General features: G+C 52.5%; 31 protein-coding genes and 1 tRNA gene. 5 read left to right on the top strand and 27 right to left on the bottom strand.

Features of this window, described 5'->3' with window-relative positions:
* Nucleotides 1-15: 15 nt before the first annotated feature.
* From NE547_RS07135 to NE547_RS07065, 15 genes are all read right to left on the bottom strand, one after another.
* Nucleotides 16-630, bottom strand: coding sequence for a hypothetical protein (locus NE547_RS07135; protein WP_195325146.1), 615 nt, complete (start codon nt 628-630; stop codon nt 16-18).
* 15 nt (nt 631-645) lie between these two features.
* The gene (locus tag NE547_RS07130) at nt 646-1,008 is read right to left on the bottom strand and encodes a hypothetical protein (RefSeq protein ID WP_195325147.1); all 363 of its coding nucleotides are present in this window, start codon (nt 1,006-1,008) and stop codon (nt 646-648) included.
* Nucleotides 1,009-1,086: 78 nt separating this feature from the next.
* A complete protein-coding gene (locus NE547_RS07125) occupies nt 1,087-1,368 on the bottom strand; it encodes a hypothetical protein (RefSeq protein ID WP_195325148.1) in 282 nt (93 codons plus the stop codon).
* 72 nt (nt 1,369-1,440) lie between these two features.
* Nucleotides 1,441-2,205, bottom strand: a complete 765-nt coding sequence (locus NE547_RS07120; protein ID WP_195325149.1) for a DUF6353 family protein — start codon at nt 2,203-2,205, stop codon at nt 1,441-1,443.
* 30 nt (nt 2,206-2,235) lie between these two features.
* Nucleotides 2,236-2,538, bottom strand: coding sequence for a hypothetical protein (locus tag NE547_RS07115; protein ID WP_009258450.1), 303 nt, complete (start codon nt 2,536-2,538; stop codon nt 2,236-2,238).
* Nucleotides 2,539-2,572: 34 nt separating this feature from the next.
* On the bottom strand, nt 2,573-2,749 hold the full coding sequence (locus tag NE547_RS07110) for a hypothetical protein (protein ID WP_195325150.1): 177 nt from the start codon (nt 2,747-2,749) through the stop codon (nt 2,573-2,575).
* Nucleotides 2,750-2,811: 62 nt separating this feature from the next.
* The gene (locus NE547_RS07105; RefSeq protein WP_195328496.1) at nt 2,812-3,642 is read right to left on the bottom strand and encodes a DUF6353 family protein; all 831 of its coding nucleotides are present in this window, start codon (nt 3,640-3,642) and stop codon (nt 2,812-2,814) included.
* Nucleotides 3,643-3,655: 13 nt separating this feature from the next.
* On the bottom strand, nt 3,656-4,228 hold the full coding sequence (locus NE547_RS07100) for a DUF1153 domain-containing protein (RefSeq protein ID WP_238068187.1): 573 nt from the start codon (nt 4,226-4,228) through the stop codon (nt 3,656-3,658).
* Nucleotides 4,229-4,250: 22 nt separating this feature from the next.
* A complete protein-coding gene (locus tag NE547_RS07095) occupies nt 4,251-4,568 on the bottom strand; it encodes a hypothetical protein (protein WP_195325153.1) in 318 nt (105 codons plus the stop codon).
* A gap of 4 nt (nt 4,569-4,572) precedes the next feature.
* Entirely contained in the window at nt 4,573-5,031 is a 459-nt protein-coding gene (locus NE547_RS07090; RefSeq protein WP_195325154.1) for a Bro-N domain-containing protein, read from the bottom strand.
* A 29-nt stretch (nt 5,032-5,060) separates the two neighbouring features.
* Nucleotides 5,061-5,135: transfer RNA gene (locus tag NE547_RS07085), tRNA-Phe, on the bottom strand.
* A 64-nt stretch (nt 5,136-5,199) separates the two neighbouring features.
* Nucleotides 5,200-5,415 (bottom strand): hypothetical protein, encoded by a 216-nt coding sequence (locus NE547_RS07080; protein WP_055178742.1) that lies wholly within the window; start codon nt 5,413-5,415, stop codon nt 5,200-5,202.
* 96 nt (nt 5,416-5,511) lie between these two features.
* Complete coding sequence (locus NE547_RS07075) at nt 5,512-5,661, bottom strand: hypothetical protein (protein ID WP_172694868.1); 150 nt, start codon at nt 5,659-5,661, stop codon at nt 5,512-5,514.
* 49 nt (nt 5,662-5,710) lie between these two features.
* Nucleotides 5,711-6,070 carry a hypothetical protein gene (locus NE547_RS07070; RefSeq protein WP_238068189.1) on the bottom strand — a complete coding sequence of 120 codons (360 nt, stop codon included), beginning with the start codon at nt 6,068-6,070 and terminating at the stop codon, nt 5,711-5,713.
* Nucleotides 6,071-6,135: 65 nt separating this feature from the next.
* The gene (locus NE547_RS07065) at nt 6,136-6,471 is read right to left on the bottom strand and encodes a DUF2321 domain-containing protein (protein ID WP_238068191.1); all 336 of its coding nucleotides are present in this window, start codon (nt 6,469-6,471) and stop codon (nt 6,136-6,138) included.
* A 138-nt stretch (nt 6,472-6,609) separates the two neighbouring features.
* On the opposite strand from NE547_RS07065, the gene NE547_RS07060 reads away from it, so the two are divergent.
* A complete protein-coding gene (locus NE547_RS07060; RefSeq protein WP_238068193.1) occupies nt 6,610-6,816 on the top strand; it encodes a hypothetical protein in 207 nt (68 codons plus the stop codon).
* A gap of 270 nt (nt 6,817-7,086) precedes the next feature.
* Here NE547_RS07060 and NE547_RS07055 read toward each other — a convergent pair whose 3' ends face one another.
* The 12 genes from NE547_RS07055 to NE547_RS07000 form a co-directional block, all read right to left on the bottom strand.
* Nucleotides 7,087-7,527 carry a hypothetical protein gene (locus tag NE547_RS07055; protein WP_238068195.1) on the bottom strand — a complete coding sequence of 147 codons (441 nt, stop codon included), beginning with the start codon at nt 7,525-7,527 and terminating at the stop codon, nt 7,087-7,089.
* A 48-nt stretch (nt 7,528-7,575) separates the two neighbouring features.
* The gene (locus NE547_RS07050) at nt 7,576-7,809 is read right to left on the bottom strand and encodes a hypothetical protein (RefSeq protein WP_238068197.1); all 234 of its coding nucleotides are present in this window, start codon (nt 7,807-7,809) and stop codon (nt 7,576-7,578) included.
* 117 nt (nt 7,810-7,926) lie between these two features.
* Entirely contained in the window at nt 7,927-8,100 is a 174-nt protein-coding gene (locus NE547_RS07045; RefSeq protein ID WP_238068199.1) for a hypothetical protein, read from the bottom strand.
* 85 nt (nt 8,101-8,185) lie between these two features.
* Nucleotides 8,186-8,437, bottom strand: a complete 252-nt coding sequence (locus NE547_RS07040; protein ID WP_238068201.1) for a helix-hairpin-helix domain-containing protein — start codon at nt 8,435-8,437, stop codon at nt 8,186-8,188.
* Nucleotides 8,438-8,463: 26 nt separating this feature from the next.
* Nucleotides 8,464-8,661, bottom strand: a complete 198-nt coding sequence (locus tag NE547_RS07035; protein ID WP_334261901.1) for a DNA-directed RNA polymerase — start codon at nt 8,659-8,661, stop codon at nt 8,464-8,466.
* Between the two features lie 11 nt (nt 8,662-8,672).
* Complete coding sequence (locus NE547_RS07030; RefSeq protein ID WP_238068205.1) at nt 8,673-9,095, bottom strand: hypothetical protein; 423 nt, start codon at nt 9,093-9,095, stop codon at nt 8,673-8,675.
* Nucleotides 9,095-9,346, bottom strand: a complete 252-nt coding sequence (locus tag NE547_RS07025; RefSeq protein ID WP_238068207.1) for a hypothetical protein — start codon at nt 9,344-9,346, stop codon at nt 9,095-9,097. Before NE547_RS07025 ends, NE547_RS07030 begins: the two co-directional genes overlap by 1 nt.
* A gap of 110 nt (nt 9,347-9,456) precedes the next feature.
* On the bottom strand, nt 9,457-9,654 hold the full coding sequence (locus NE547_RS07020) for a hypothetical protein (RefSeq protein WP_238068209.1): 198 nt from the start codon (nt 9,652-9,654) through the stop codon (nt 9,457-9,459).
* A gap of 75 nt (nt 9,655-9,729) precedes the next feature.
* Nucleotides 9,730-9,924, bottom strand: a complete 195-nt coding sequence (locus tag NE547_RS07015) for a hypothetical protein (RefSeq protein WP_256175168.1) — start codon at nt 9,922-9,924, stop codon at nt 9,730-9,732.
* Between the two features lie 321 nt (nt 9,925-10,245).
* Complete coding sequence (locus tag NE547_RS07010; protein WP_227123535.1) at nt 10,246-10,482, bottom strand: hypothetical protein; 237 nt, start codon at nt 10,480-10,482, stop codon at nt 10,246-10,248.
* A gap of 20 nt (nt 10,483-10,502) precedes the next feature.
* The gene (locus NE547_RS07005) at nt 10,503-10,829 is read right to left on the bottom strand and encodes a DUF6431 domain-containing protein (RefSeq protein ID WP_238068212.1); all 327 of its coding nucleotides are present in this window, start codon (nt 10,827-10,829) and stop codon (nt 10,503-10,505) included.
* 139 nt (nt 10,830-10,968) lie between these two features.
* Nucleotides 10,969-11,193, bottom strand: a complete 225-nt coding sequence (locus NE547_RS07000) for a hypothetical protein (RefSeq protein WP_195325166.1) — start codon at nt 11,191-11,193, stop codon at nt 10,969-10,971.
* A 36-nt stretch (nt 11,194-11,229) separates the two neighbouring features.
* On the opposite strand from NE547_RS07000, the gene NE547_RS06995 reads away from it, so the two are divergent.
* The 4 genes from NE547_RS06995 to NE547_RS06980 all read left to right on the top strand — a co-directional run.
* On the top strand, nt 11,230-12,510 hold the full coding sequence (locus NE547_RS06995) for a tyrosine-type recombinase/integrase (protein ID WP_370866829.1): 1,281 nt from the start codon (nt 11,230-11,232) through the stop codon (nt 12,508-12,510).
* A 96-nt stretch (nt 12,511-12,606) separates the two neighbouring features.
* Nucleotides 12,607-12,807 (top strand): hypothetical protein, encoded by a 201-nt coding sequence (locus NE547_RS06990; RefSeq protein WP_009258422.1) that lies wholly within the window; start codon nt 12,607-12,609, stop codon nt 12,805-12,807.
* Nucleotides 12,808-13,359: 552 nt separating this feature from the next.
* Nucleotides 13,360-14,283 carry a LysR family transcriptional regulator gene (locus tag NE547_RS06985; protein WP_186908796.1) on the top strand — a complete coding sequence of 308 codons (924 nt, stop codon included), beginning with the start codon at nt 13,360-13,362 and terminating at the stop codon, nt 14,281-14,283.
* Between the two features lie 110 nt (nt 14,284-14,393).
* Nucleotides 14,394-15,251, top strand: an 858-nt coding sequence (locus NE547_RS06980) for an IS256 family transposase (protein WP_256175162.1), incomplete at its 3' end; no start/stop codon positions are given.

The raw sequence follows: 15,251 nt of genomic DNA, 5'->3' as shown, positions 1-15,251 counted from the left end.
ATGGCTCGCGCCTCCCTAATTGATTTGAACCGCCCGCGGGAGCCGGATCACATAGCCCTCCGACGTCCGAACCACCTTGGCCGATTGAATATCCGACCAGCCGTAGCGGTTGGCCGTGTAATTCCGGCAGGTAACACCGGCCAGATCGTAGAGATCCGCCACCGAGGCCACCTCATACTTGGCGATGGCCGACTCCAGCTGGTCCAGCACCAAATCGGCGTCCCCCCGGGTTTCAAATATAATGTCGTCATACTCAAACCCGACCGCCGCCCTGGGCCGCCCATACTCTCTCCGGTCGTCCCGCCGGTCATCGTAATACTTCTGGTAGGCAATTCTGGAACCGCCGCTTTTCCTGCTGCCGATGCGCCCCGTGTCCCCGAACAGGACAATGCTGATCACATCGGCGATGGCGGCCTTGACGCCCGGAACGATGACGTCGGAAAGAATGGAGCTCTTGACGTTCTCTGCGTCATCCGGCGCAAAGATGTTGAGGAACCTCCGGGCCTCGCTTTTCTTTTTCGTTTTCGCCGCTCCGGTGACCACCTTATCCAGTTTTTTCTCCGTCTTTCCGGCAGCAGTAGCGGTCGATTTTTCCCGTGCGCTGTGGGAATTGTTGGGGTATTCCGCCATTGTGTCTCCTCCTTGTTATTTGAGAGACGTCGCTCTCGGCAGCTCGATGGCGTATCCATTCCGGGTACAAACGATTTTTGCGCCCCGAAGCGACGTCCACCCGAATTTGCAGTCCTCATAAAGAGCCCGCACCCCGGCCAAATCATAGAAATCAGCCAGCGTGGCATGTCCGTATTTCGAGATAACCCAGCGTAGATTGTCAAGCACATCGTCCGCGCCTTTTCTGTTTTCAAACAGAACCTCCTGGCACTCGCGCCAATTCTGCCGCATGGCAATCTCCTTACTGTGCAGAGTGTCAACAATCGCCTTCTGGGTCACCATACTTCCCAGAACAACGCCGCCCACCACCAGCAAGCCGTTTTTCAGAAAACCGTTCATGGTTTCTCCTTTCCGAAAATGAAAAAAGGGAAAGCACCTTGTTTCAGGTACTCTCCCTTTGGCGAACCTCTTGCTCGATTACTTTTCAGAGTCTTCCTCGTCGGAATCCTCCGCAGCGACTTCGGTGCACTCCGCGTCCACCACCTCGGCCTTAGCCTTCTCCGCGGCCTTGCGCTCAGCCAGCTTGGCGCCGACGAAGCCCCACAGCCTTCTGACCCCGCCAATCATGGCGTAAGCCAGGAAACCGCCGACAACTCCGGCTACCAGCGCACCGGCGCTGCCGCTCTCCTCAGCCTCTTCGGCCTCCGTGATGTCTTCGAGTTCCTCGTTCTCCATCACTTTCGCGTTCATTTCTTCCATCGTAAAGTCCTCCTTGTCATATAATGTTCCATAGATGGTTCTCCATAATAGGAGATGCAATTTTTGCGGATGTCACCAGCCGAGGTATGTGGGCGGGACATGGTGGCCGATGACCAGATATGGAACGCCGTCCACCAGCTGCGAACTGAAGTCCAAATCAATGTACCCTTTGTCGATGTCCCACCCCATGGTTTCTCCGATGGAGCTGTCGCACGGCTCAAGGCCGATCTCCTGCATAAATTCGTTGACCGTGACCTTTACTTCATCCCGCATCCGTTTGTTCAGCGTATTTTCCGCCCTTCGGAGCGTCTCAATGTCCGATTTGAAGCAGGTATTGGTCAGCGGGTCAAAGCAGGGCGTCTCGCCCCGGCCGGTGGGGATGAACTTTCGCTCCGGCACCCCGGCCTGCTCCAGCTGTTCCTTCGCCACGGCGTCCCGAATGGCCTGCTCTTTCTTCGGCCCTACGACTTCCACCGCCTTATCCTTGTACTCCTTCAGAGCAGTCTCGGAAATGGTATAGGCCGTGACCAGGGCCGCGTTCCGCCGTGCGCTGATGGAGCTGGCCCCAATGATGCAGGCGGCGGAGCATACGCCGGTAACGGCGGCCGGAATATAACATTTCCAGGTGGTTTTGACGATCTCGGAGGTGGTCAGGCGTTTCTCGTCCTCAATCTCCCTGTCGTCCACCATCCGAAGCGCCTTGGGGGTGGCCCTTACCGCCATAACGGCCGCCGCCGCCATCCCGGCAATGCCGATGCCTGTCAAAATGGCCGGGCTGTGTTTTCGCATGGTCTTTTGCAGTGATTTCAGTGTGTTTGCGATGGCCTGTTTGTTCACAATGCCTTCTCCTCTCAAATATAATTTTGCTCAACGCTCGATCGCTTTGATGTCGTCGAGGAATTCCCATATGGTCTCTGCCGCAATCTTGAAAATCCGGTACTGGGCGTCCGTGTTGCATGTCTCGGAGTAAATCTCCAGCTTTGACGCGAACCGCTCCACGGTCTCCGAGGCCAGCGTCCACGGGTGGTCCCAGACCTGCTGCAACAGCTCCTCCAAGGCCCATCTGGAGAATGTAACTTCCTCGGCCTCATGCTGGGGCCAATCAGACCTTGGCGGGTCTTCAAACCCCTTCAAAACCGACATGAGAAACAGAATCGCCCGTTCATTCATGGAAACCGGCCCCTGCAAAAGCAAAGAGCCCCGGTCAGGGCTCCTCGCTTCCAGATGTTCCATGCTCACGGGTGGCAAGCGCTTCGTTCACTTTTTCCTCGATGATCGCGTCCTGTTCCTTATCGTCCGCCCAGCTGGACAGCAATGTTCCAATCCCGCCGAGGGCCAGTCCGACCAGGGACAGCACCTTAAATATCGTTTTCTGGTTCATAAACTCAAACCTCCTGTTTTTCATGGTTCTCCATAATAGGAGATGCTATTTCTGCGGACTGGTCAGATCTCCATGTCCTCCCACTCTTCGTAAGTGACCGGCGGGAACGGGGCGTCGATGATCCAGCACTCCACCTCGCCGTTCAGCCCGTCGTCCACCACCGTCCTCTGATGGTCGAAGTCCACCCAGTAGAGCCCGTCCGAAACCATCCATCCGATCTTGTCCCCCTCCGGCGTCTTGCTGATGCCCAGAAAGTCATAAAAATCATTCAGCGTGATGAATCCGCCGCTAAGAGCAAAATTCCGGTTAAGATGGTATTCGGCCTGCAAGACCTGGCTGATCGTGGCCTGGAAATACCGGCTGGAGATGGCGTCGTAGAACAACCGCTCCTCCTCGTCGGCCTCCTCAAACCCCAGCGAGGTTGTGGCCGCAAAGGTTCCGGCGTAAATGGGGTGCTTTTCGCTCTGTTCCACGGCCAGCGCGGCCATCACCTTTCTGTGGGCCTCTTCGCCGTAGAGCTCTTTCACCTTCTGCTTGTAGCGGTTGAGCGAACGGCTCGCCAGGGCGTAGGCACTGACCAGAGAGGCCTGCTGACGCCGGTTCAGAACATTTGCGCCGAAAATACACCCGATTGTAGCGATTCCCGTGACTGCTGCGGGAACATAGCATCGCCAGCAAGCTCCTATCGTCTCCATCCGGGTCAAATTTCCGCTGTTTTCCACGTTTTTGGCCTCTTTTTCCCGCTCAATGCACTTGAGCGCCTTGGGGGTGGCCCTTACCGCCAGGACCGCCGTGGCTACCACGCCGGCAGTGCCGACGCACGTCAAAATGGTTGGGGCCGCTTTTTGAAGCGCCTTTCCAGCCCTTTTGAACAGGGCGGGTTTTGCTTTCACGTCCGTACCCTCCTTAAATAGAATCGAAGAGATGATGCTTCCGGCAAATCTCACAGAACTCGCCTCTCAGAGCATTATGTACCTCCAAAATCACAGGAACCTCAGGCGGCTCCGGCGTCTGAATGGAATGCCCCAGCACCTCTTCCACGAAATCGACAACCTTCCCGGCCGTACCCTCCAGAACATAGCCGGTATAGGCGGTGATGACCAGCTTTTCACGCTCGGTCAGCCCGGGCTTTCGGTGGAACCGGCGGTATTTCTGATAAAGCTCCGGGATGCCATGCTCCTCGGCCGACCGTTTCCAGTCCAGATGGTGCTTGTCCGCGTCGAGAACCACCATGCCGTGCCTGACCGCCCGCACCAGCTCCGCCTCACTTGCCCCATACCAGCACATATCGGCAATCAGGTTGGAGTTTTTTCCCACATCGATCTGGTGCTGCTTGGGGGAACGGAACACCGGCGCCGCCTGGCCGGGAACGGCATACTCCACCCTGGGGTCGAACTTCCGCAGCGCCTCAAGATTCTCCTCGCTCAGAAAGAGGTCAATTCCTCTTTTGGTCAAAATATCAAGATAGGTCTTCGCCATGACGTTTTTCTCCTTTCAAATTTTAATCTCTGAAATATAATCCGTCCAGAATGGACTGGGCCGCGTCTCTGGCCATGGAAAAGGTAAAGCCGGGGTCTCCGGTTTCTTTTGCCGATGCAGACATCCTCTCCACGAACCGCGCCACTACGGCGGTGGGGGAGACTCCTTCCTCCCGGCCAATCTCCCGAAGCAGCTGCTCCAACGTGAACCTTTGCAGACCAAGCTCCCGAAAATAGGAATCATTTGCCGGGACCAGGCCCATGTTATACTCAATGTCGCCGATGAGGTCCTCGATAAAGTCGCCCATGACCACATCGGGATATCCACGTTCCGCTTTCATGGCGTCAAGGCTCATAGGGGACCTGCTCCACGTCGCCGCCCGGAACCGTCACCGAGCGCATGAGCATGCCGGTCTCCTCGTCGAAGTAGATCGCGTCCGCCCGGTGATCCCAGTCCTCAAACTGTTCCGAGATATTCTTCCCCCGGGACCGCCGCAGGGCGATCAGCTCCTCGGCGATGACGCGCCGCCATGCCCGTGCGATAGGCTTCCGGCTCTGGGCGAGGACATTATACAGGCCCGTCTCTGTGACGAACGTAACCTTTCTCCGCTGCCCGCCCACGATGGCCGGGAGCACCAGCTTCTCGTCGTCTTCACAGACGTTGGTCAGGTTCCAGACGTTGTTGTCCCCATAGCTCAGCAGCTCGGCCACGTCCGTGGCTTTGAACAAGGGCTCGTCCAAATTCCCATACACCGGGAGGGTGCGGTTCTTGAACTGGATACTGCCTACGATTTTGACTTCCATACGTATTCTCCTTTTTCAAAAAAATTTAGAGAGGCGGTACCGGACTCGAACCGGCAACCCACAGGTATTTCAGCCTGTTGCTCTACCATTGAGCTAACCTCCTCTCCATAATAGGAATTGCAAAATCTGCGGAAGAAAGGCAAAAGCCCCTGTCACGGGGCCTCTGCCTCAGAGTCCGACGCTTTTCAGCAATTTGTCAAGCTCTTCCTTTGTGAGTTCCAAATCCACATTCAACTCCACATGCATCTTGTCCTCCAGAACCGTTGTCCGCAGCCGGTTGAGCCGGATGTCAACATCATAGCCCAGCTTGTCGCGGACAAGCTTCTCTGCGAGTTTCGATGCAATCACAGTCGTAAATTTTGATTCAAGTCTCATTTCGTCCATGCTCCTTTACCTCCTTATCGAGCATCGTTCTCCGTAATAGAACCTGCGAAATGAGCGCAAACAGAAAAGGAAAGAGCCCTTGTCCGGGCCCATCCCTCAGTAAATCCAATTTTCCTTCGCAAAGAACAGCGGAACAGCAATCGTTCCAAGAAGCGCCATCGCCGTTCCATCACTTCCCACATAGGCCGATAAGCCTCCGCAGACAAGTAATCCAACCGCGCACAGCTTGTTTTTCAACGTCTCCATAAACCGCAGCTCCCTTCCAAAATTAGTTGGTTTTCCATAAAGGGAGTTGTCAAATCGGCGCATGGTCAAAGACCGTCTCCCACGGCTGCTTTGGCAGAGGCTTCATTTTGAGTGCCCACATCATTTGCCGGATGGTCACTGTGGGGTAGAGGCCGTCCGTACCCTTCGCCGCCCTGCTGTCAAAATACGCCCGGAATCCAGGGTGCAAATATAATGGGTCGGTGAGCCAGTCGTCCACCTCCGTCCAAAAGGTCGCCTTTGTCTCCGGGTCAAACCGCTGCTGAATCACCGCCAGGCCCCGCTCCTCCACCAAGAACAGGGTGCAGGAGTTGTAGACCGGGTGGTCGCAAATATAACACTGTCCATACATAGACAGATAAATCGGCGGTTTCTCGAAATGGTAGCGCATGCTTGCCTCCAAACATAAAGAGGAAAAGCCCCTGTTACAGGACTTCTCCTCCGCGTTGATAATGCTCAGTCGTCGAACATTTTGCACGACGCCTTGCAATAGGGGTAAGGTCCTCCGCAGGCTCTGCAACCGGCGGGCGGCATATCGTCCCTGAAGATCAGGTAGTCGTCGCCTCTTTCGTCTTGTACGAGCTCCATCGGATCTCCGCTTTCATACTCGTACTCCATTTCATCAATTTCCCATCCACAGGACGGGCAGACGTAAATATCACAACCGCCTCTTGGATCTTCTCTCCGGTCCATCACTGCTCCACATTTGTTGCAGATCGCGAACCCCCGGTTCAGGTAGTCCATCAGTTCGGCTCCCTCCGGAATAATGGCCTTTTTGCCCTTCTTACGCATTTGCATTACCTCCTAAGTAGTCCGATGCCTTTCGGCTCCGGCTATTTTGAGGTAAAGAGCGCTCTCTTCCTCATAAAACGCCTTGTAAATTTGGCGCCGGCATGCTATGATTTGGTAAATATAAGGAGGGTGGAATCTATGAAGATTTGCTCAATGTGCGGAGCAGAATTTGACCCTGGGGGTGTGAAACGCAAAATCGGACGCATGTATGGCCCTGGCACTTACAGCGACTATTTCCCCGATGAAGAAGTATGCGCCAGTTGCGCCATTGTCGAAATGAGCCCAGATTACGGAAGCGGCGAAGACCAAATCGAAGATATGGGCTCCGGATGGGACCCAGACTGAAAAAAAAGAAAGGGCCCGATTAGGACCCCTTCTAATGCTTGTAGAATGGTAAATATTTTCGTAAAAGTCCAATGGTGTCAACAACAGTTTGCAATTCTTTCTCCGTAGCTCCTTGCCTTTTGATGTAGCCCAGGAATAAAGTCAACTGTTTCTCAACATTTGATTTTTTCACGCTTATCCACCTCCATAAAACGCCTTGCCGAATGTGCGGATAAAACGAAGAGACTGTGCTGCCTGCACGGCCTCTTCATTTTTTTTTGAGCCTCTCCGTTACTTTGCCGGCTTAAAGCGGCTGAACAGATTCCTGAATGTTGTGGACGAGTATACGCCGGATTCCTCAAATTTGAATCCCCGTTTCATCCAGATTCCGTAGAACACCAACGGCAATATTAATTCCGCGGCCGCAACACCTGTCCGCACATACCGGTCGATCTTCTGCTCCCGGAGTTGACGCGCCTGAGCCACCTCCTCACGGGCCCGGTCAGCATTCTTGGCGGCAAGCTCCTCCTTGCGCTGCCTGCTGTCCATTCCCCGCCGTTCGGATTTCTCCTCCACGTCAGCCTGAGCCTTGATCTCCTCGATGCGGAGCTTATGCAACGACACCAGATCCCGAATCGCGTCGCCTCTCCGTTCGTCCTCGATGGGCAAGGTCTTCAAATTCGAGATCTCCGTTTCGATCACATCGTCCAACAAAGTTTTGATCTCTGCCATGTGCTTTTTCTCCTTTCAAAATTTAAGTTGGCTCCATAATAGCCAGTGTTATTCGTGCGGGATGAAGTCCTCTACCTTGACCCGGAAGGCAACATACTTCTTCGTCATCACCGCAGGTACGTCCTTGTCCAATTCCAAAAATAACTGAGGGGGACTGTCCGGATCGGACTGATCAACCCTCAGATCACCGATGGGCCACTGATGATACTTGGCCTTTCCAATACTGAAACCTATCGCAACACCGATTATCATAGCGCCAATGGCAACAATTACGATCTCCAAAACAATGACCTCCTTGAACTGTTTTTCGGAATTTCCCACCCGGGAATTTTTCAGGGTATAACTGTAACACGATTTCCGGTCGGCTGCGTATGGAAAATATAAAAGCAAAGGGCCTGCTCAGCCCTTGCTCCTGGATTTGATTTTCCATTTCAGCTCTCCCAACTTTCTTGACGCCGTATTCCTGACCTCCGGAATGGATGCGAACGCAACCGCCATCGTGACGGCGGGCACGATCACCTGTCCAATCCAAAGCCGCAGCTCTCGGCTTGCCTCGATTTGTTTGTAAGTCATAATGCTATCACCTCCATAAAAGTCACTGCTGTTTCTGCGTAAAATATAAAAGAAAAGAGCCCGCGTTTCCGCAGGCTCAATCCATTTAGGTCTTGAGAATGTTTTGCATCCTGATGATCTCTGCCATTCGTTTCTCTCCGAATCTTCGACAGCTGCGAAGTTTCTCCAAATCTGCATTACGAAGATCCTCCAGGCTCGTGATTCCGCCCCAATACAGACCGTGAATCACAGCTCCGGGATGTTTTCCGTTATAATGCTCGACGATAAACCTCGCTAACTCTATGTATTCGGTTTCCTCCGGGCAGACATGCTCTAATTGTTTCAAAACAGTGCTCATGGTATCACCTCCATAAAGCACCTTGCCTATTCTGCGGATTTATCCTCATAGACCATTCGTTTCCTCAGAGCACTCCAAGGGACATACCGATCCTTTCGGCAGACAGGGCACCAGAACTGACTCGTCTTTCCGCCGATATCCACCAGCTCGTCGCAATCGGCTTCCAACTTGCTCCCGCAGTTCGGGCAGTTGAACCGGTAGCATTGCCGTACCGCCACATCCACAACTCTCAAACTCAATCCCTCCTCTTGCTCAGCAGCCAGAAGAACCGTCTGTACGCGGCATAATAGACGTCCCGGCAGCACGGAATATCATACTTCATCTTTAGCGCGTCATAGGAGAGCCCTTCGGTCACACCTCGTATCAGGTATTGGTAAAGCTCCGGGTCTGCTCCAATAGCCGCCTGCTCCACCATCTCCATACGGTCCGCAAAGAAGAGCCTGGATTGTACGCAACGCTCTGTTGGGTCGCCCTTCATCTGACCGCTCTTGACAAAAACCTGAAGGTCGGCCGGTCGTCTACTCAAGGCATCCAAAGACAAGTAAGCCTTCTTCCAGATGGGGTATTGCAGGCAGAAGTGCTTCAGCTCGTAATAGCGATGCTTGCCGATCCAATAAGGGTTCTTTTGAGAAACCTCGGGACGAATATCATTGGCCATTATCGTCGCTCTCCTCTCCAAAAGTATCCGGTTTCCTCATACAGTCGTTTCGGGGAGATGTAGAAATTGATCCGTCCGTACCGGGAATCCATCTCCTCGATGCTGGTCACCAGATTACCATTGCGGGTAGCCTTGCCAATAGGCAGCCAGCCGGACACAATACCGGCTCTGACCCAAGATGCGTCTTTTCCATAGATACGGGCAACCACAGCGACAGGAACAGACCCGGGATGAAACTCCTGCTCATTCATCGGCATTTACCTCCTTTCAACGGCTATTCTAAAGAAGGAACTGCTTTTTGTGAAAACAACCTCGGTGGAAATAAAAAGAAAGAGGCCGCCGGAAAGCGACCCCTTTTCTCTTAGAAACGGCTTCTTCGACGAGCCCAACCATTGAACAGCTTCGACACTGTCTTCCGAAACCCGATCCACCAGGCCGGTTCAAACAGGGCGATGCAGTAGACAGCACTAATGATTGTGCTGATTACCGTAAATACGCCGCAGAATTTGAGGTATCCGCCCCAGGTGATAGGTTTCTCGGTCCATTTCTGCTTGTTCATACTGGTCACCTCTCTAAAGTTTTTGGTCTCCATAATAGGCAATGTTGTTCGTGCGGAAAGGGAAGAGCCGCTGTGTTAGCGGCCCAGATCCCTCTTTGCTTTCTTGAAGTCGACGAATATAATTTTGTCTGACTTCGGATGTGCCAGTTTGATTTTGACCATCTGAAATTTCCTGTCCAGAACATTCGTCCACAGAGCAGCGCCCGCTGTTGATACCGCGCCTACAATCGCGAACGTTCCGATCGTGCTCAGAATTTTCCTGGTATTCATAACCATCACCTCCATAAAGGACTCTGCTGGACTTGCGAAAAATAAAAGAGAAGGTGATGACTTCAGGGTCGGCCCAACGAAAACCGTTGCCCGGTGGGTGCCATCTTTGATTAAGTTATTACTTGGCGGCACGCCTTCGTGTCTCACCGCTGGATTTCCACCAGCATCTATCCATCTTCTTCTCCATAAAGGAATTTGCAAAATCCGCGGATAACCTCAGGCCTTCGCTTTCTAACTTAGATTAGACTGGGCTATCCTAAGTTAGAAAAACAATGGTTGGAATAAAAGAAAGAGCCGCTGTAAAGGCGGCTCAATCCCTTGTCAAATATCCTTACTCAGAAACACTTCGTTTCCACGCCTCCATACCTTGACCGAACGCTTTGACCGCTTGATGGCGGCGGCCAAACAAGACCGGCAGACTGCTGGGGACTTGTAGTCGTCTTCAGTAAAATCGACCTTCACGATCTTAGCGTCGCCGTTTACAAATTCCTCAATCAGCTCTTGCAGCTTGTGATAACCGCTCACCTTCGGTATTGCGTCAACAGGTATCAATTTCATGGTTACAAAACTCCTTTCGCTTATGGATACCTCCATAAAAGGAGCTGCGCTTTCTGCGAAAGCCACCGCAGCATGGTCATCTCGCAGGGATAGTCCTCGAACCCAATCGTCTCACAGGTGATCAGCCCCTCCAGCACGCCGATGATAACCTCCGCCTCATACTGCTTGTAAGGGACCAGCAGCTCCGACAGTTCCCGGTGCACCGCCCCGCAGCGGACGCACCGGAACCGACGCATAGACACTCTGGCCGTCTCCCGCCCCTTCGTCCGTACCAGTCTCGGCACGCTGTCGTAGTATTTCAGCTCCCCGCCGCACTTAGGGCAGGTGGTTTGGTCCCGCATCACCATAAGCCGCCCTCTATTCCAAGTCAAAAAATATTGTGTAGGAATATGCTTGACAATTCATACACTATCATATATGATTAGGACGGGCGGTGAAAGGGGCAAAAAGAAAAGGAGCCGCCAAATCAGCGACTCCAATTCTTCTTTAGATCTGTTTCTTGCGCTTCAGATAGGTAAACCATACTACATACGACCAAACGCTTGCAGTTACGATTCCAAGCCCTGTAAAGAGCAATGCGTTGCGCCGTCCTGTTTTCACCCCCTCATGGTATGCGTCTGCATACAGCGCAAGTAATGCCCCAAGGTGCTCTTTCGCAAGCTCATTGAGTTCATAGGTCGTGTATTTCGGTAATACTTTGTCACGTTTCATCGAAGCGACCTCCTTTCATAAAGGAGGATGAATTTCTTGCGAGAAGATGATTTTTATGAAAGATTGGATTATGGAGGAACCATCATGCTGACCCAATGCCCAGAGTGCGAACTGCCGGTGAGCGACAAGGCAACCGCCTGTCCCCATTGCGGCTACCCGATGAAACCCTCTGAAAAACAGAAAAAACCCCGCAAATCCAACAAGCGCCGGCGGCTGCCCAACGGCTTCGGTCAGATCAGCGAAATCAAAAACCGCAATTTACGAAATCCCTTCCGGGCAATGGTAACGGTGGGGAAGACGCCGGACGGGAAACCAATCTGTAAACCCTTAAAACCGGAGTCCTACTTCGCCACCTATAACGATGCCTATGCCGCACTGGTGGAATATAATAAGAACCCCTACGACCTGGAGCCGTCCATCACCATGCAGGAACTCTATGACAAATGGCTCCCGGAGTATGAGAAGACGGTGAAGAGTACCAAATCCGCCACCTCGGCCTGGGCCTACTGTTCCGGCGTCTATAAGATGCGGGTCATGGACATCCGGGCCCGCCATGTAAAAGGCTGCATGGAGGAGGGGGTGGCCGTCATCCGCGGCAAGGAACAGCATCCCACCGCCACCATGAAGAACCAGATCAAATCCCTGTTCAACCTGATGCTGGATTACGCTTTGGAGTATGAGCTGGTGGACCGGAACTACTCCCGCACCTTCAATCTCACCGAGGAGACGGTCAAGGAGATCCAATCGGTGAAAAAGGAGCATATCGCCTTCGCCGACGAAGAGATGGACCTGCTTTGGGCAAATATCACTAACAAGCGGGGCATCGACATCCTGCTCATCCAGTGTTACTCTGGGTGGCGCCCTCAAGAGCTTGGTTTATTGGAACTGAAAGATGTGGACTTGGAGAACTGGACTTTCCAGGGCGGCATGAAGACGGACGCCAGCGAGAACCGCATCGTCCCTATCCACTCCCGCATTCAAGACCTGGTGCTCCAAAAATATCAGGAGGCGGAGGCACTCGGCAGCCCCTATCTGCTCAACTGGGCCGACACCAATAACCGCAACCGGAAAAACCTCAAGCTGACTTATGCCCGGTATCAGAAAGCCTTCGAGCGCATCCGGGACGAGCTAAAGCTGAATCCCAATCACCGCCCGCACGACGGCCGTACTCACTTTGTCACAATGGCCAAACGCTACGGCGTGGATGAGTACGCCATCAAATATATGGTAGGGCACAAGATCTCCGACATAACGGAAAAAGTCTACACCCGCCGGGAGTTCGCCTGGCTCCGGGAGGAGATTGAGAAAATAAAATAGTGTGAGTATGACTTGTCAAACGAAAGGAGATACCTCATACATGGAGAAACGAACTGGCGTGGAGGAACACTATTAAGCCAGAAAGAAGGTGTTTCCATGGCCAGATTGACCAATGAGCAAATTCGGAATATGCCGATTGACGAAGCCGACGCATATACCGATGCTCATCCCGCTGAAGCATGGAGTTTTGCCAAAGCTCACGGTGCTTCCGCTATTGCACAGACAAAGAAAGCGGCAAAGCATGGCTCCAAGACCAAGGTTCTATTTGCAGAACCGGAAACAATCGAACTTGCCTGATAACACACGACCGCCCTTGACTGTTCGCAGCAGTTGAGGGCGGTTCCTTTCTGACTTAATACTATTCCTCCTGTGAAACAGGAGGTTTTGTGCTTTGCTGATATAAGTCACGCCGCCTTCGGCGGGCGCTCCTGGAGGCGACAGCCGACGTAGGAGCTGGAGTACGACGCGCCGTCGTAGCTCACGCAGAAAGGCCCGCGATACTGGTTCCGGTCATAGTAACCGCCATGGCGCAGGCACGGGCCACTACCGTTGAAATCCCAGCCATCCGGGACACAAGTTGTAGTACTGCCAGAGGATTCGGAGGGGTAAAAATTGTTGTGTACGAATGATTTGAACAGGCACACAAAATGTAGGAATATTGATGTGCGAATAATACATAAATAATATATGAGTTATCTACATTCCTACGCTTTTATCCACTTCTATCTAGCTCTAAAACCGTTGGAATAGTAGCAATTAGAGGTACTTAAAAGTGAAAAAACTTCTAATAAGTTTCTATAATAATTTTATATAATTATTTTTATCAATGCGCGCAGGAGGAGAACCGATATGCAGTTTTATAACATCCACTGTTTTATCGTCCTGGCGGAGGAACTGAACTTTACCAAGGCAGCTGAAATTATGAACATGACGCAATCCGCATTCAGCAAGACCATATCTGCGCTGGAAGACGAAATCGGTTGCAGGCTGTTCTATCGTGACCGAAGGCATGTAAGGCTCACGGATGCGGGGGCCGCTTTCCTGACCCACGCCGAGAATATAATGCAAGAGTTCAATAACGGTGTTACATATGCCCGTCACGCAGAGCAGGGAATGCAGGGGCTGGTCCGCATCGCGTTTTTGAGCTGCTCTATGCAGACCATCCTGCCGACATTAATTTCGGCGTTCCGCGAGCGCTATCCGGACATTGAAATTGAGCTGTATGACGGAACACAGCACCAAGTCATCGAATATTTGAACTCTGATCGTGTGGATATTGCCATGTTTGCCGATTTGGGCTTGAATAGTCTGGAAAACTGCAGCTTTAAAACCCTGTACCGGGATGAATACTGCATTGTGGTCAATCAGGATCATCCGCTGGCTGATCGGGAATTCGTGGACTTTTCCATGTTTCAGTCTGATACATTCCTGTCCATTGGACGCAACAGTATTTATAGCCACCTTACGATCTCCGATATTAATGTAATCGTCAAGGCCTGCGCCGCCTATGGTTTTATTCCTAAAATTGTGCATGGCGTCAATTCCCTGACCAATCTTCCGCTTATGGTGGAATGTGGAATGGGGATCGCTGTACTGTCCGAACATATGAAGCTTTACGCATCAGATCATGTACGGTTTTTACGGCTTTCGGATCATAAATTGTTTTTTTCGGGAATTGCCGCTTGGCGCAAGGGTAATCTCAACCCCTGCCTGCAAAAATTTATTGACTTAATCTATGAGATGTATCCAAACCAAGCCTTGTTCGAACCGTGATAAGGTAAAATAAGTTGCGCAAATATAAAAGAGGATAAAAAGAGACATGGTTTGCAGAACTCTGGTAGAATGAAGTTGCGACACACCATTCTGAAAGGAGTCTGTAAACCATGTCCGAGAAAATTGTACAACTGAACGAGGAAGTAATCAAGGGTCAGATCAAGGAATTAGTGCGCGGCAGCGTGGAAGAAACCCTGAACGAGCTGCTGGAGGCGGAGGCGGAGAAGCTGACCCAGGCGGCCCGGTACGAGCGCAATGAGGCCCGCCATGGCTACCGCAGCGGCCACTATGACCGGAACCATACCACCACCTCCGGAGACGTCACGCTCCATGTACCTCGCCTTAAGGGTGTCTCTTTCGAAACAGCCATCATTGAGCGGTATCGCCGGCGAGAGAGCAGCGTGGAGGAAGCGCTCATCGAGATGTACCTTGCCGGTGTTTCCGTGCGCCGTGTGGAGGATATTACCGAGGCCCTTTGGGGCAGCAAGGTATCTCCCTCCACCATCAGCGAACTGAACAAGAAAGCGTATGTCCATATTGAGGATTGGCGCAACCGGCCTCTGCAAGGTAGGCGCTATCCGTACGTCTATGTGGACGGGATCTATCTGCGCCGAAACTGGGGCGGAGAGTTTGAAAATGTGGCCATTCTGGTGGCGATTGCAGTAAACGAGGACGGATACCGTGAGGTCTTAGGTGCTGCCGAGGGTATGAAAGAGGACAAGGCCAGTTGGGTCAGCTTTTTCCAGTGGCTCCGTAGCCGTGGCCTGGACGGGGTAAAACGCATCGTTGGGGACAAGTGCCTTGGTATGCTGGAGGCTGTGGGAGAAGTGTTTCCTGAGGCCAAATACCAGCGGTGTACCGTCCATTTTTACCGCAATGTGTTCTCAGTCACGCCTCGCTCCAAGGTAAAGCTGGTGGCCAAGATGCTCAAGGCCATCCACGCCCAGGAGAGCAAGAAAGCTGCCCGG

It is taken from the genome of Flavonifractor sp. DFI.6.63, from assembly GCF_024462255.1.
GTDB classification, from domain to species: domain Bacteria; phylum Bacillota; class Clostridia; order Oscillospirales; family Oscillospiraceae; genus Lawsonibacter_A; species Lawsonibacter_A hominis.
The sequence above is the reverse complement of the archived record's forward strand: the minus strand, read 5'-3'. Positions and strand labels throughout refer to the sequence as shown.